The organism is Paraburkholderia sp. JHI2823 (genome assembly GCF_038900695.1).
GTDB classification, from domain to species: Bacteria; Pseudomonadota; Gammaproteobacteria; order Burkholderiales; family Burkholderiaceae; genus Paraburkholderia; species Paraburkholderia mimosarum.
Map to the genome: position 1 here is coordinate 100,739 of NZ_JAYMRY010000019.1, position 15,105 is coordinate 115,843.

9 protein-coding genes are annotated in these 15,105 nt (G+C 68.1%); 4 read left to right on the forward strand and 5 right to left on the reverse strand.

Annotated elements, in window-relative coordinates; all coding sequences use genetic code 11:
- Positions 1–503: 503 nt before the first annotated feature.
- From VSR34_RS20970 to purT, 4 genes are all read right to left on the reverse strand, one after another.
- Positions 504–1,940, reverse strand: a complete 1,437-nt coding sequence (locus VSR34_RS20970; RefSeq protein WP_028210458.1) for an aldehyde dehydrogenase family protein — start codon at positions 1,938–1,940, stop codon at positions 504–506.
- Positions 1,941–1,964: 24 nt separating this feature from the next.
- Positions 1,965–3,611, reverse strand: coding sequence for an acetolactate synthase large subunit (locus tag VSR34_RS20975; RefSeq protein ID WP_028210459.1), 1,647 nt, complete (start codon positions 3,609–3,611; stop codon positions 1,965–1,967).
- 130 nt (positions 3,612–3,741) lie between these two features.
- On the reverse strand, positions 3,742–4,068 hold the full coding sequence (locus VSR34_RS20980) for an MliC family protein (protein WP_036044701.1): 327 nt from the start codon (positions 4,066–4,068) through the stop codon (positions 3,742–3,744).
- Between the two features lie 258 nt (positions 4,069–4,326).
- Positions 4,327–5,559: a formate-dependent phosphoribosylglycinamide formyltransferase gene (gene purT / locus VSR34_RS20985; RefSeq protein ID WP_342963370.1), complete on the reverse strand. Its 1,233-nt coding sequence runs from the start codon at positions 5,557–5,559 to the stop codon at positions 4,327–4,329.
- Between the two features lie 271 nt (positions 5,560–5,830).
- On the opposite strand from purT, the gene VSR34_RS20990 reads away from it, so the two are divergent.
- Both VSR34_RS20990 and VSR34_RS20995 read left to right on the forward strand, forming a co-directional pair.
- The gene (locus tag VSR34_RS20990) at positions 5,831–6,397 is read left to right on the forward strand and encodes an META domain-containing protein (RefSeq protein WP_342963383.1); all 567 of its coding nucleotides are present in this window, start codon (positions 5,831–5,833) and stop codon (positions 6,395–6,397) included.
- Between the two features lie 211 nt (positions 6,398–6,608).
- Positions 6,609–11,087 (forward strand): DNA translocase FtsK, encoded by a 4,479-nt coding sequence (locus tag VSR34_RS20995; RefSeq protein ID WP_342963371.1) that lies wholly within the window; start codon positions 6,609–6,611, stop codon positions 11,085–11,087.
- A gap of 42 nt (positions 11,088–11,129) precedes the next feature.
- Here the strand turns inward: VSR34_RS20995 and VSR34_RS21000 are convergent, their stop codons facing one another.
- Positions 11,130–12,299 carry a lactonase family protein gene (locus VSR34_RS21000; RefSeq protein WP_342963372.1) on the reverse strand — a complete coding sequence of 390 codons (1,170 nt, stop codon included), beginning with the start codon at positions 12,297–12,299 and terminating at the stop codon, positions 11,130–11,132.
- 392 nt (positions 12,300–12,691) lie between these two features.
- Between VSR34_RS21000 and VSR34_RS21005 the strand changes: the two genes are divergently transcribed.
- On the forward strand, positions 12,692–12,838 hold the full coding sequence (locus tag VSR34_RS21005; protein WP_081715866.1) for a DUF3096 domain-containing protein: 147 nt from the start codon (positions 12,692–12,694) through the stop codon (positions 12,836–12,838).
- A 163-nt stretch (positions 12,839–13,001) separates the two neighbouring features.
- On the forward strand, positions 13,002–14,864 hold the full coding sequence (locus VSR34_RS21010; protein ID WP_342963373.1) for a glycoside hydrolase family 15 protein: 1,863 nt from the start codon (positions 13,002–13,004) through the stop codon (positions 14,862–14,864).
- The last annotated feature ends 241 nt before the right edge of the window (positions 14,865–15,105 follow it).

The following is a 15,105-nucleotide window of genomic DNA, read 5'->3' on the forward strand; positions in this document are numbered from 1 at the left end:
CGCCCTGCGGCGACGGGCGGGATGCTCGCTCGGGCCGGCCGCCAGACGGCTGGCCACCGAACGTCGAGAAGGTCTGCCGGGGGCGCCGGCTCCGTTGCCGCGCTCGCTCGGGTGCAATCCGGGCAGACTCGCTCAATTCCCGCTCAATTCCCGCTCGATTCGGATCGGGTTCCGGCGTTTTCGTCGGCGCCATCGCCAACTTCGCCCTTACCGCTCGATCGGCTTACCGGCGGCAGATCACGCTGGCTCGCCGGGTCGGCGGCTTTCCACGCCGCTGCCCGGCCGCTCTCGGGCCGCATTTCAATCCGCCCCGGCAGGCCTCACGTTGGCTGCTGCCGGGTTCTGGCCGCCAGCGGCGGCAGGCACAAAGGGCCGAAAGGCCGGTATTGTAGCACCTTGGCATAAATCCCTATGGCAGCGGGGCAGGCATTCTGCAAATCGGGCGCACGGGAACGCCCCGCGCGCCATGCGGCGAAACATCGCACTTTTTTCGGACGGCCCGCTCACCACGTTTCGCGCATCACCATCAGGCGCAGCTCGGTCATGTCCTCGATCGCGTAGCGCACGCCCTCGCGTCCGAGCCCCGAGTCCTTCACGCCGCCGTACGGCATGTTATCGACGCGAAATGACGGAATATCGTTGATCACCACGCCGCCCACGTCGAGCCCGTCCCAGGCGCGGTGAGCGTTGGCGAGCGAATCGGTGAATACGCCCGCCTGCAGGCCGAAATCGCTGTCGTTGACGATGTCCAGCGCCTCGCCGAAGTCGTCGAAGCGCTCCAGTATCGCCACCGGCCCGAACGCCTCCTTGCGGTAGAGATCGGTGTCGCGGCCCACGTTTTCGAGCAGCGTGGCCTCGAACATCGCGCCATCGACCTTGCCGCCCGCGACGATCTTCGCGCCCGCGAGCACCGCGCTCTCCATCCAGCCCGCGAGGCGCTTCGACTCGGACTCCGAGATCATCGGCCCGACGAAGGTCTTTTCGTCCTTCGGGTCGCCCATCCTGAGCGTCTTGACCTTGGCGATGAGCTTCTCGCGCAGCGCGTCGTAAATCGACGCATGGACGAGAATGCGCTGCACGCCGATGCAGCTCTGCCCCGACTGGTAATACGCGCCGAACGCGAGCCGGTCGACCACGTAGTCGAGCTTGCCGCCCTGGTCGCCATCGACCACGGCCGCCGCGTTGCCGCCCAGCTCGAGCACCACTTTCTTCTTGCCGGCCTTTTTCTTGAGATCCCAGCCCACCGCGGGCGAGCCCGTGAACGAGAGCAGCTTGAAGCGCTCGTCGGTGGTGAAGAGATCGGCGCCATCGCGGTGCGCGGGCAGGATCGAGAACGCGCCTTTGGGCAGATCGGTTTGCGCGAGCACCTCACCGATGATGAGCGCGCCCACCGGCGTGCGGCTCGCGGGCTTGAGCACGAACGGCACGCCCGCCGCGAGCGCCGGCGCGACCTTGTGGGCGGCGAGGTTGAGCGGAAAATTGAACGGCGAGATGAACGAGCACGGCCCGATCGGCACGCGCTTCACGTAGCCGTGATAGCCCTTCGCGCGCGCCGAAATCTCGAGGTTCACGATGTCGCCATCGATCCGCACGCTTTCCTCGGCGGCCACGCGGAACGTGTCGATGAGGCGCGTGACCTCGCCGCGCGAATCGTTGATCGGCTTGCCCGCCTCGATGCACAGCGCCATCGCCAGTTCGTCGAAGCGCTCGCGAAAGCGCGCCACGCAGTGATCGATCACCGCCTGGCGCTTGAACGGGGGGAACGCGCGCATCGCGGGCATGGCGGCTTCGGCGGCGGCAATCGCTTTGTCGATGGCTTTCGCGTCGGCCAGCGCGACGCGCGTGGCGACTTCGCCGCTGTACTTGTCGGTGACCTCGAGATCGGTGTTGGCGGCGACCGCCTCGTTGGCCAGGTAATACGGATAGGTCGGTTTGAGCATGCGAATTCTCCGTTGAAGGGTGCCTCAGAGCTGCGCGCTCAGGCGCTTGATCTCGCGGTTGAGCACGCGCTCGTTGTCCGAGTAATCGATGGGCACGTCGATCACGTGCACGCCGGGCTGCGCGAGACACTGCTCGACAAGCGGCCTGAGCGCATCGGCCGCGCCCACCCGGTGGCCATGCGCGCCATAGCTGCGTGCATAGTCGACGAAGTCGGGGTTTTGCAGCGTCATCCCGTAGTCGGGGAAGTTCATGTTCTCCTGCTTCCAGCGGATCATCCCGAAGGCGTCGTCGCGCAAGAGCAGCACGACGAGATCGAGCTTCAGGCGCACGGCCGTCTCCAGCTCCTGCGAATTCATCATGAAGCCGCCGTCGCCGCACACGGCCACGACCTTGCGCGCCGGATGCACGATCTTCGTGGCGATGGCCGAAGGCAGCCCCGCGCCCATCGAGGCGAGCGCGTTGTCGAGCAGCAGCGAATTGGGCTCGCGCGCGCGGTAGTAGCGCGCGAACCAGATCTTGTACATGCCGTTGTCGAGGCACAGGATGCCGTCCTCGGGCATCGCGGCGTAGACGTCGTGCACGAGCCGCACCGGGTACATCGGAAAGCGCTCGTCGTGCTGGCCACGGGCGAGATGCGCCTCGAAATGGCGCTTGATCTCTTCGAAGCGGGCGAAGTCCCACGCATGCTCGCGCGGCTTGAGCCGCTCCTTCAGTTGCCACACTGCGTTGGCGATGTCGCCCACCACCTCGATCTGCGGGAAATACACGGGGTCGACTTCCGCGCCGAGAAAGTTGACGTGGATGACCGTTTTGTCCTCCGCGCTGCGCATGAAGAACGGCGGCTTTTCGATCACGTCGTGGCCGACGTTGATGATGCAGTCGGCGTGCTCGATCGCGCGGTGCACGAAGTCGCCGTCGGAGAGCGTGGCGTTGCCGAGCCAGAGCGGATGCGATTCGTCGATCACGCCCTTGCCCATCTGCGTGGTGAAGAACGGGATGCCGGTTTCGTCGACGAATTCGCGCAGCACGTTGCGCGTGGTCTTGCGGTTGCCGCCCGCGCCGATCATGAGGAGCGGATGGCGCGCCGAGCAGATGGCCGCGACCGCGTGCGCGACCGCCTTCTCTTCAGCGACGGGCCGGCGGCTGTAGCTCTTCGGAATCGGCTTGCCGTCGCCCTCCTCGTCGGCGACGTCTTCGGGCAGCTCCAGATGGACGGCGCCGGGCCGCTCCTGCTCGGCCTGGCGAAACGCCTCGCGCACGAGCGCGGGGATATTGCCGATGGAGACGATCTGGCGCGCGTACTTGGTGAGCGGCTCCATCATGCGCACCACGTCGACGATCTGGAAGTGGCCCTGCTTGCTAGATTTGATGGGCTTTTGCCCCGTGACCATCAGCATGGGCATGCCGCCCAGCTGCGCGTAGGCGGCGGCGGTCACGAAATTGGTGGCGCCGGGCCCGAGCGTGGACAGACACACGCCGGTGCGGCCGGTGAGCCGCCCGTAGGTGGCGGCCATGAAGCCCGCGGCCTGCTCGTGGCGCGTGACGATCAGACGAATCTTCGAGCGCCGCAGCGATTCGAGTAGATCGAGATTTTCTTCCCCGGGAATACCGAACACATAATCGACGCCTTCGGCTTCGAGCGCCTTCACGAACAGATCCGATGCTTTCATCGACCACCTCGTTGGCTGGAGCGTGGCCGACGGCGCGGGTGGCAGCCGGCCTTTACCCTTCATGCATGTTCATGCAGGCCGACAGGTTACTCCGCCAGGGCGGAATGCGTCGTGAAGCGTGCGCGGCGCGTTAGCGCATGATCGTCGCGCAGCCGGAGACGACCGGCTTCGGGCTCGCGTCGGACATCGTGTCGTAGAGGTCCGCGCCGGGGCCCTTGGTCCACCAGGCGTAGCGGTCGGCGACGTACTTCACGCCGGAGGCCGCGATCACGCCGACGAAAAGCAGCTTGCGGCCGTTCACGGGCACGAGCGCAAAGCTTTGGCCGTTGGCCGCATTGAGATAGGTGACCTTGAAGGTCTTGCCGTTCGCGCAGGTGTAGTTGAACGTGTGGCGCGCCTGCACCTGGATGTCGCGGACTTCGAGCGGAGCGGTGCCGGCCGCCCGGGCCACGTTCATGGACAGCGCGGCGGCGAACCCGCACGCCAGCGCGAGCGCGCGGCGCGACCGGACTGCGCGGTTTGCACCTGGGGAAAAGCCCCCGTCCGCGCCGCTTCGACGACCTTCGATCATTCCGTTCTCCGTGTGTAGCGATTGCCCCTGCGGCCACCGGTGCTACGCACCGCTGCCGCGCGCGCAGGGATCGCCCACACGATAACCCGGGACGCGCGCTGGCCGCCTTGCGCTCGGCCAGCGCTGCGTGCGGGACGCAGACGCTTACTGCGCTTCGCCGCCTGCGACGGGAAGCACGGGATGCACCGCCGCAGCCGCCGCGCGTGCGCGCGAGCGGGCCTCGCCGGTATCGGCGCCCGTGGCGAGCGCCACACCCATGCGGCGCTTCACGAAGCTCTCGGGCTTGCCGAAGAGACGCAAGTCCGCGCCCGGCACGGCCAGCGCCTGTGCCACCCCTTCGAACGCGATGCCGCGCGCGTCCATGCCGCCGTAGATCACGGCGGAGGCGCCCGGGCCGCGCGCCGTCGTATCGACGGGCAGGCCGAGGATCGCGCGCGCATGGAGCTCGAACTCGGAGAAGCGTTGCGAGGCGAGCGTGACGAGCCCCGTGTCGTGCGGACGCGGGCTCACTTCCGAGAACCACACCTCGTCGCCGCGCACGAACAGCTCGACGCCGAACAGGCCGCGCCCGCCCAGCGCCTCGGTCACCTTGTGCGAGATTTCGCGCGAGCGCTCGAGCGCCTTGGCGCTCATCGGCTGCGGTTGCCACGACTCGACATAGTCGCCGTCGATCTGGAGGTGGCCGATCGGATCGCAGAACCAGGTTTGCACCTGGCCGCTTGCCGGATCGATCGCGCGCACTGTGAGCTGCGTGATCTCGTAGTCGAACTCGATGAACCCCTCGACGATCACGCGCCCGCGATTCACGCGGCCGCCCGCCAGCGCGTACTCCCAGGCGCGCTCGACGTCGGCATCGCTGCGCACGACCGACTGCCCCTTGCCCGACGACGACATCACCGGCTTCACCACGCACGGATAGCCGACTTTGGCGATGCCGGCCTTCAGCTCGTCGAGCGAATCGGCGAACGCGTAGGGCGAAGTGGCGAGGCCGAGTTCCTCGGCGGCGAGGCGGCGAATGCCCTCGCGGTTCATCGTGAGCTGCGCGGCGCGCGCGGTGGGAATCACCTCGGCGATGCCTTCGGCTTCGACGTCGGCGAGCGCGTCGGTGGCGATGGCCTCGATCTCGGGCACGACGAGGTGGGGACGCTCCGCGTCGATGAGTGCGCGCAGCGCCTTGGGATCGGCCATGTCGATCACGTGCGCGCGATGCGCGACCTGATGGCCGGGCGCGTTTGCGTAGCGATCGACGGCGATTACTTCGACACCGAGACGCTGCAGCGCGATGATCACTTCCTTGCCCAGCTCGCCCGCGCCGAGCAGCATGACACGGGTAGCGGTAGCGGAAAGCGGCGTGCCGATGCGGGGGCGGGTTTGCATGGTGTCTCCAGAATGACGGTGGTGCGCAAATGCGTGAGAGCGCCGATGTTAACACGCAGGCTCGCCGCCGCGAGGCGCTTTGCGGCACTGGCGCACGGCCTTCGTGCGAGCGGCGCCCGCACGTTTGCGCTCGCGTGCTGCAGCGCGGTGCGTTACGCTTACGCCTTCGCCGATTACGAGGAACGATGCGATGCTTGACAGCCAGAGTCCGTGCCAGCGCCAGCGCCCTGCCCATGGCGTTTTCGCGCGGCCGCTCGCCTCGCGCGCGGCGATGCTCGCCGCGGCCCTTCTGGTTTGCGCATGCAAGCTGCCCGTGCATACGGACGCCTCGGCGCCATTGCCCGATCCGTTCAATCCCGCCACGACGCAACTGCTCGACAACACGCACTGGCAGCTCGTGGAATGGAAGCGCGCCGACGGCACGCTGCGCGCGGTGCCTGGAGCGAACCCCAGCACCGGCAGCGGCAGCGCCGAAAACCCCGACGCGCGCCCGCTCACGCTCGATCTTTCCACCGAAACCGGCCAGCGCCGCGCGAGCGGCTTCTCGGGCTGCAACCGCTATTTCGGCGCCTATGCGCTCAAGAACGGCCTGATCTCGTTCAGCCAGCTCGGCGGCACGCGCATGGCGTGCATCGGCGCGGGCGGCGAGATCGAGGGGCCCTTCCTGGAAGCGCTCTCGCATATCGCCCGCTCCGGCGTGCAGATGCGCCATCCGCAATCGCTCTTTCTCGTGCTGGAAAACGGCGACCGTCTGACGTTCGCCGAAGCCGGCGCCGCCTCAGGTGCAGCAACGGGCGCGACGCCGTCCGCCGCCTCCGACGCCAATCCGGCGAAGTGAACGCCGCACGCGAAAACCGCCGCGCCCTCGCCCGGCGCGGCGCTTTTTTTGCCCGGCGCGAACCAAAGCAGCGCACCGCCGGTCTTTTGCCTGTCGATCGCGCAACGCTCCCCGGATCTCGCTCAACACCGCATTCGAGCCGATGGCGGCACGCGCGGGCCGAGCGGTTACACTCCACACGTCGCACACCTTCTCTACGTACATCCCTGGCATGCACACGGTAGTTCCTGGCTGGTTCGGCATTTCGGCCGTCTGGTTCATCCCTCTGATCTGGCGCCTCGCCAAGTCCGTGCTGCCGGGCGGCGCGGGCCTGCGCGGCCCGGGCACGATCCGGCTCTGGCTCGGCTTCGCCGGCGTGCTCATCGCGAGCTGCGCGCTCGAAGCGACGCTCATCGACATCGCCGGTTTCGACTCGCTCGGCCATGCGCTTTCGGGCGGGCTCGGCAGGCTCATCGGCCACGTGGCCGCGCCGCTCGCAATGCTGGCGCTGCTTCTCGTGAGCTTGCCGTGGCTGCTCGACTTCCACTGGCGCGACTTCCTCGTGTGGGCCGACATCTCGCTCGGGCTCGGCCTGAACATCCGCGCGAGGCGCGACACCGCGAACGACACGTCAGACAGATCGCGCCGCGAACGCCGCAGTCGACGCGACGCGGCCGACGACGGAGTTCTCGCGCACGGCACACCCGCCATCAACTTGCCGATGCCCGGCGACGGCGCACGCCGCAGGCGCCCGACGATCTGGCGGCCGCCCGCGCGCGAAGGCCGTGAGGCGCGTGACAAGCGCGATGGCGCGCGCACAGCCGCAGCGATAGGCGCGGAGTTCGGCGCAACGGCCGCCGCGGCGGCGCAGGACCTGCCTGCGGGAGCGTCGTCGTGGCGTGTCGAACCGGGCTTGCGCGGCCCCGCCGATCCCTCGGCCGCAGGGGCGCGCACCGAGCCGACCGCCGCCGCGGACTGGCTGCGCGGCACGCGCGGATCGCCGCCCGCGAGCATGGCGCGACCGGCCATGGAAGCGCCGCGCGCACCGCTGCAACACGGTGCGCCGCCCGGTGACCCGCGCCGCCCGCCGGCGCGCGGCGCGAGCAGCGCACCGGCCTTCCCCGCGCAATCGAATGGGCCATGGGGCGCGGAGCCGGGCCGCGCACGCCCCGCCGCGTCCGCTGCGATGGCGGGCGCGCGCGCGGCGGCGGCCGCGATGCACGGCGCACCGGTTGCCGCCGCTAGCGCCGCGGTCACTGCCGCGCGCAGCGCGGCTTCCACCGCCGCACCGGCGCCGCGCGATCCGCTGACTTCGCCATTCGCGCAACCGGCCATGCCGCGCCGCAGTGCCCCCCCGCCGGCGGCGGGCAGCACGGCGGCGCGCGCCGCTGCCGCCGCACCGCCGCGCGTTGCGAAGCCGCCGCGTCCGTTGGTGTGGCAAGGCCAGCCTTCGCGTGTCCACGCCCGGCCGCCGATGCCGGCGCCCTTCACTTCGCAGTCGGCGCACACGCCGCCAGCAATGCCGGCTTACTCGCGTCCTCCGGCTGACGTCGCGAAGGCCGAAGCACCGCTCTCGACGAGCGTGCTGGAGACGCTGCGCTCGATCGAAGAGAACGCCGCGCGCTGGACCACGCTCGCCGGCGCGAGCCTCGCGCGTCGCACGCTCGACGAAACCGGCGCGATGCCGGGCGCGGAGCAGACGCACGCGCAAGCCCCGAACACATCGCTGGAGATTGCGCCGATGGCTGCGCCGGCTTCCGCAGCCACGGCGACTGCGCCGATTCAGCAGGAAGTGGCGTTCGCGCAGCACGATGGCAACGATGTCTCGCCGAACGCGCGCGTCCACTCGGTCCAGCAAACAGGCACCGACGGCCAGCCCGACGATTCGACGACAGGCACGGCACCCGCCGCGCACGCCGCCACCCCGCCTGCGGCGGCGCAGGACGCCTCAATGTCCGAGGCAGCCTCCGTCACTTCCGCCCGCGAGCAGACGACTGTGCCAAGTCCCCGGCAACCCGCGCCTGCGGAGGTTCCGGCGCAGAGCGCTTCGAGCGCGATGGCACCCGATGCCTCGCCGGAGTCGATACACGCCGGGCCTGCGCACGCCCGACCGCCGGAGATCGCGAGCGCCTCCCCCTGGCCGACGCTGGATCACGGCGTGCCGTGGATCCTGCTCGACGACGAACCCACGACGGCCTCCTCTGCCGACATTCGGGCAGCGGAGCCGTTCGTCACGTTCACGCCGGTGCCGGTGGAAGACCAGGCGCCCCAGCCTCTCGCAGCCGATCCCGCTGCTTCCCCACCCGTCACCGCGCCGATGCTGCCCCCCGCCGCGGCAAGCGAGCAGCCCGCACGACCGGCGCCCGCCGAGGCGGATCCCGTGCCGTATGCGCCATATGAGCCGGCCCGGCCGAACGTCGTGCACGCTCCGCGCCGCGAGGCGCAACATGACACCGCCTCAGCGTCGGCAACTCACGCAGCGCCGCTCGGCGAGCGCACGCCTGAAGCGGATGCCACCGTCGACATGGTTGATAGCGCAGCGACCGTAGACCTCGACGAGTCCGCGCCTGTGACGCCTGCGCACGCCACCTACGGCGGTGCGCTCGACTCATCCACGCATACGATGCCCGCATACGTTGGGGCCACTGCCTCGCATGCGGCATCTTCGATGCCGCTCGACGCGGCACGGCAAACCGCGAGCGAATCGCACATCGACGCGCCCGCCGCCGGTTTCGCTCAGCCCCAGGTCGTTGTGAGCGCAGCGCCCGAAGCGCCGTCGGCACTTGCCGGAGTGGAAGCGCAAGCGCAGCAAGTCCGCGTCGACGTGCCGGGCAGTGTTGCGCTTACCGCGCCGTTGGCCGCAAGCGGTACTGCGGCAACCGCAACCGCGCCTGGCTCCGTCACGCCGTCGCCCGTCGCGCCAGCCACCTGGGCAGTACCTGCGTCCATCACGACACCCCCGTGGGTGGCCGATGCGCAGCCAGCAGACCACCCCGCTGCGGTCCTGGCGGCGCCTGCATCGAGTCCCGCGCCCGTCACAGCACCGCTCGTCGCCGCTCCGGCGCCCTACCCCGCCGTCCCTGCCGAACGCAGCGCAGCGAGCCCTGACCTCGCGCCCGCGTACGACGCCCCGGAACCCGTCGAGGCGCCCGAGCCGCCCGCCGCGCGCACTCCCGTGCGCGGCCACGCGCCCACGAGCTTCGTGTTCGAGCCGCTCAGCGCATCGGCGGTCGAGTTGCCCGGGCTCGATCTGCTCGAATGCGCCTCGTCCGAGATCGAGCCCGTATCCGAGGAAAAACTCGCCGAAACGAGCCAGCTCATCGAGCAGCGCCTCCAGGAGTTCAAGGTGCCCGTGACGGTGGTCGGCGCATCGGCGGGGCCGGTCATCACGCGCTTCGAAGTGGAGCCCGCGCTCGGCGTGCGCGGCAGCCAGATCGTCGGCCTCATGAAGGATCTTTCGCGCGGTCTCGGCCTCACGTCGATCCGCGTGGTCGAGACGATCCCCGGCAAGACCTGCATGGGCCTCGAATTGCCCAATGCGCGCCGGCAGATGATCCGCCTCTCCGAGATCCTCGAATCGCCGCAGTACCAGCGCTCGCAGTCGAAGCTCACGATCGCGATGGGCAAGGACATCGTCGGTCATCCGATCGTCACGGATCTCGCGAAGGCGCCGCACATGCTCGTCGCGGGCACGACCGGCTCGGGCAAGTCGGTGGCGATCAACGCCATGATCCTCTCGCTGCTCTACAAGGCGACGCCCGAGGACGTGCGCCTCATCATGATCGACCCGAAGATGCTCGAGCTTTCCGTGTACGAAGGCATTCCGCATCTGCTCGCGCCGGTCGTGACCGACATGAAGCTCGCCGCCAACGCGCTGAACTGGTGCGTGGGCGAAATGGAGAAGCGCTACCGGCTGATGTCGGCCGTGGGCGTGCGCAATCTCGCGGGCTTCAACCAGAAGATCCGCGACGCCGAAGCGCACGAAAAGAAGATCGGCAATCCGTTCTCGCTCACGCCCGAGGCGCCGGAGCCGCTCTCGCCGCTGCCGATGATCGTGGTCGTGATCGACGAGCTCGCCGATCTCATGATGGTCGCGGGCAAGAAGATCGAAGAGTTGATCGCGCGTCTCGCGCAAAAGGCGCGCGCCGCGGGCATTCACCTGATTCTCGCGACGCAGCGTCCTTCGGTGGACGTCATCACGGGTCTCATCAAGGCGAACATTCCGACGCGTGTGGCGTTCCAGGTGTCATCGAAGATCGACTCGCGCACGATTCTCGACCAGATGGGCGCCGAATCGCTGCTAGGCCAGGGGGACATGCTGTTCCTGCCGCCGGGCACGGGCTACCCGCAGCGCGTGCACGGCGCGTTCGTCGCCGACGAGGAAGTGCATGCCGTGGTGGAGTATCTGAAGCAGTTCGGCGAGCCCGAATACATCGAGGGCATTCTCGACGGCCCGGCTTCCGAAGGCGCGCCGCAGGACCTGTTCGGCGATTCCCCCGATGCCGAAGCCGATCCGCTCTACGACGAAGCGGTCGCATTCGTCGTGCGCACGCGGCGCGCGTCGATCTCGTCGGTGCAGCGGCAACTGCGCATCGGCTACAACCGTGCCGCGCGTCTCGTCGAGCAGATGGAAACGGCGGGCCTCGTCTCGCCGATGGGCATCAACGGCAGCCGCGAAGTGCTCGTGCCGGGCGGCGGCCAGGGCGAGTGAGGAAGGCGCGACGCGCGCCTTCATTCCCCATCCTCAAGTGCGTTACTGCGCGACGAACTTGAAGTCGACCGGCGAGCCGATATCGATGCGCTTAGGGTTCGGCTCGAGCAGCCCCGTCTGCCGATCGCGGCGGAACACGTAGGCCGTATCGCTGTTCTGGTTGCCCACGATGAGCCACTGCCCGGTCGGATCGATCGCGAACTCGCGCGGCGCCTTGCCGAGGCTCGACTGGCGCCCCACGCGCGTGAGCTTGCCGCTGTCGCCATCGACCGCGAAGATCGAAATGTCGTTGGCGTCGCCGCGATTGGAGACGTACAGAAACTTGCCGTCCGGCGAAAGGTGCAGCGCCGCCGCGCCCTGCGTGCCCTGGAAGCCCGGTTCGGCGAGCTCCTCGATCTGCTCCGGATCCATGTGGCCGTCGTGATAGCCGAACACCGTCACGGTGGCGGCCAGTTCGCTCGTGAGATACGCGTGGCGGCCATCATTGCCGAAGCGCAGATGGCGCGGGCCGCTGCCGGCCTTCACGCCGGTGTAACGCCACTCGGCCGGACTCACGACGTCGCGGCTGCCGTCGGGCGTGTAGACATAGGCCCAAAGCTTGTCGGTGCCGAGATCCTGAGCGAAGAGGTAGTGCCCATCCGGCGAAAACACCGTGGAGTGAACGTGCGCGTTGTCCTGACGCCCCTTCACGGGGCCGCCGCCCTCGTGATGCACGGTGAGCACGGCCTCGCCGAGCTTGCCGTCGGGCTGCACCGGCAGGGCCGCGAAGCTTCCGCCCGGATCGGTCGCGACCGAATAGTTGGCCACGAAGAGATAGCGCCCATCGGGCGACAGGCTCAGGTAGCACGGATCGTTGCCCTGCGCCGAGACCTTGTTGAGGAACGTTAGCTGACCGCTTGCGGCATCGAAGGCGAACGCGCTCACGTCGCCGCGCAGGCTGGCAGGCCCGTTATCGCCGGGCAATTCGTTCACTGCGTAAACGAAGCGGCTGTCCTTGCTCACGACGAGAAACGACGGATTCACGGTCTTCGCGACGCTCACTTGCTGCGCGTCGCCGGTTCGCGTATCGAAGTGGTAGACGTAGAGGCCCTCGCTCTTGCCGCCCGTGTACGTGCCGATGATGAGGTTGTAGATCCCGCCAGCAGACGATCCCGTGGAGCCGGATTGCGAAGCGGATTGCGCGAATGTGGGCGCCGCGGCGACGGAAGCCATGATGAAGATACCTTTAATGAGCTGCGTCAGAAAATGCGCGCGTCCGTGCACGGTTCGACGAAGACGGCCATATGAACGCGAAGCCGCGGGCACGATCCTTGCGACTCCAAGGCGAAGGAACATAGCGATCTCCTTTTTCTTGTCGATGCGGCGCAATGGCTCGGCAGCAATGGCGGTGCGCAACCGCGATCCTGATCGCCAGGCCATTTCGTCTGATGCATGGGATACCGACCCAGTATAAGAGACCTCGAGCGCGCCCGCCGCGCAAGCGTAGCGGCCCCAGGCACGCATCGCCCATGCCCGCCGCCGCGCACCGATCATCGAGGGCAATAAGGAATCAACGTCGGAGCAACTGCACAACGCTTCAAACCAGCAGCCACAAGGGAGCCGTAATGAACATTCACGTCGCCATCGGGCCGCTCGTCGCGCTCATCGCGGGCATTCTTATCCTCGTCGTGCCGCGCCTGCTCAACTACATCGTCGCGCTCTATCTCATCATCATCGGACTCGTCGGGCTTTTTGGGATGGGGCGTCTCTGAGGCCCTCGTTGACGTTCGTTGACCTGGCCGCATAGGGATTTGCGTGTGTTGCCCCGCAAAACGCATTGCACAGGCGGCCCCGCTGCCACTACTCTTGTGCGTGCGTGCCGCGACAAGCGGCGAGCGGCTTACGTTTTCGAGCAACGCTGTCAATCTGCTTACCATGCCCGCCCTCATAGAAGACTATGCATTGATCGGCGACGGCCACACGGCCGCGCTCGTATCCCGCGCCGGCTCCATCGACTGGCTTTGCTGGCCGCGCTTCGATTCCGGCGCGTGCTTTGCCGCCCTCCTCGGCACCGAGGAGAACGGCCGCTGGCTCATCGCACCCGCGCAGCCCGAAGATGGCGCGAAACTCGCGGTCAAGACCACGCGCCGCTATCGCGGCGAAACGCTGATCCTCGAAACAGATTTCGAGACGCCCGATGGCGCGGTGACGCTCATCGACTTCATGCCGCCGGGCAACGGCTGGTCAGAACTCGTGCGCATCGTCGTGGGACGGCGCGGCACTGTGCGCATGGAAAGCCAGTTCGTGTTGCGCTTCGACTACGGCTTTTCCGTGCCGTGGGTGAGCCGGCTCACCTACGAGAGCGGCATCAAGGCAACCGTGGGCCCCGACACGGTCGTGCTGCGCACGCCCGTCGATCTCCAGGGTGAGAACATGCACACCGTCGCGCAGTTCGACGTCAAGGAAGGCGAACGGGTGCCGTTCTCGCTCTCGTATGCGGCCTCGCATCTGCGCCTGCCCCCGCCGCGCGACCCGTTCACCGCACTCGCGCGCACCGAGAACTTCTGGACCGAATGGGCTTCGCGCAGCACCGTGGAAGGCCGCTGGGCCGAACCGATCCGCCGCTCGCTCATCACGCTCAAGGCGCTTGCCTACGAGCCCACGGGCGGCATCGTCGCCGCGCCTACCACCTCGCTGCCCGAGCAGCTGGGCGGCACGCGCAACTGGGACTACCGCTATTGCTGGCTGCGCGACGCGACCATCACGCTGCTCGCCATGATGCGCGGCGGCTACTACGACGAGGCGCGCGCCTGGCGCGCATGGCTCGGCCGCGTGATGGCGGGCTCGCCCTCGCAATTGCAGATCATGTACGGCCTCGCTGGCGAGCGGCGCCTGCCCGAGTTCGAACTCGACTGGCTGCCCGGCTACGAGGGCGCGAAGCCCGTACGCGTGGGCAACAACGCCGTGGGCCAGCTGCAGCTCGACGTGTACGGCGAAGTGATGAACGCGCTGCACCTCGCGCGCGTGGGCGGCCTGCAGGCCGATGACACCGCATGGTCGATCCAGTGCGCGATGCTGGAGCACCTCGAGACGATCTGGACGGAGCCCGACGAGGGCATCTGGGAAACGCGCGGCGGCCGGCAGCATTTCACGTTTTCGAAGGTGATGGCGTGGGTCGCATTCGACCGCGCCATCAAATCGGCGGAAAAGTTCGAGCTGCCCGGGCCGATCGCTCACTGGCGCGAGCTGCGGGCGACGATCCATGCCGCCATTTGCGAGTACAGCTTCAACAAGGATCTGAACTCCTTCACGCAGATCTATGGCGGCACCGATCTCGACGCCAGCCTGCTGCTCATGCCGCTGGTCGGCTTCCTGCCGGCGCGGGATCCGCGCATCGCGGGCACGGTCGCGGCGATCGAGCGCGACCTCATGTGCGAAGGTTTCGTGATGCGCTATCGCACCACCGATTTCAACGACGGGCTGCCGCCGGGCGAAGGCACCTTCCTCGCGTGCAGCTTCTGGATGGTCGACAACCTGGCCTTGCAAGGCCGCATGGACGACGCCCGCCGCATGTACGAGCGCCTGCTCTCGCTCGCCAACGACGTGGGATTGCTGGCCGAGGAATATGACCCCATTGCGGGGCGGCTCGTCGGCAACTTTCCGCAGGCGTTCTCGCATGTCGCGCTCGTGCATACGGGCCTGAACCTCATGCGGCACGAGCAGGACATCGCGACGGAGACGGGACATCCCGTCGCCGAAAGCAAGTCGGCCGAGCCGGCTGTTGCATCCGAGTCGTAATTGTTCGAAAGCGCCTGGACGTTTTCGCGAGCTGGGGTACACTAGAGTTGCTGCGTTGCACAATAACGGGGCGGGATAGTCTGACTGATTCGACTGCGCGACTCCCCGCACCGCCTGGCAACGGGGTGAACGCGCGTGCCGCCTTGCACCCGCCTGGAGCCGGTCACGGCCTGGCGTATGCGGGTCTACCCGCGCTAAAGCCCCCCGGGTGGCGGCCGATATACAACCTGACTGAATGACT

Excerpts from the sequence above, each read along its gene's own strand:
- VSR34_RS20970 (WP_028210458.1), bottom strand. The coding sequence starts at position 1,940 with ATGCTCAAACCGACCTATCCGTATTACCTGGCCAACGAGGCGGTCGCC.
- VSR34_RS20975 (WP_028210459.1), bottom strand. The coding sequence starts at position 3,611 with ATGAAAGCATCGGATCTGTTCGTGAAGGCGCTCGAAGCCGAAGGCGTC.
- VSR34_RS20980 (WP_036044701.1), bottom strand. The coding sequence starts at position 4,068 with ATGAACGTGGCCCGGGCGGCCGGCACCGCTCCGCTCGAAGTCCGCGAC.
- purT (WP_342963370.1), bottom strand. The coding sequence starts at position 5,559 with ATGCAAACCCGCCCCCGCATCGGCACGCCGCTTTCCGCTACCGCTACC.
- VSR34_RS20990 (WP_342963383.1), top strand. The coding sequence starts at position 5,831 with ATGCTCGCCGCGGCCCTTCTGGTTTGCGCATGCAAGCTGCCCGTGCAT.
- VSR34_RS20995 (WP_342963371.1), top strand. The coding sequence starts at position 6,609 with ATGCACACGGTAGTTCCTGGCTGGTTCGGCATTTCGGCCGTCTGGTTC.
- VSR34_RS21000 (WP_342963372.1), bottom strand. The coding sequence starts at position 12,299 with ATGGCTTCCGTCGCCGCGGCGCCCACATTCGCGCAATCCGCTTCGCAA.
- VSR34_RS21005 (WP_081715866.1), top strand. The coding sequence starts at position 12,692 with ATGAACATTCACGTCGCCATCGGGCCGCTCGTCGCGCTCATCGCGGGC.
- VSR34_RS21010 (WP_342963373.1), top strand. The coding sequence starts at position 13,002 with ATGCCCGCCCTCATAGAAGACTATGCATTGATCGGCGACGGCCACACG.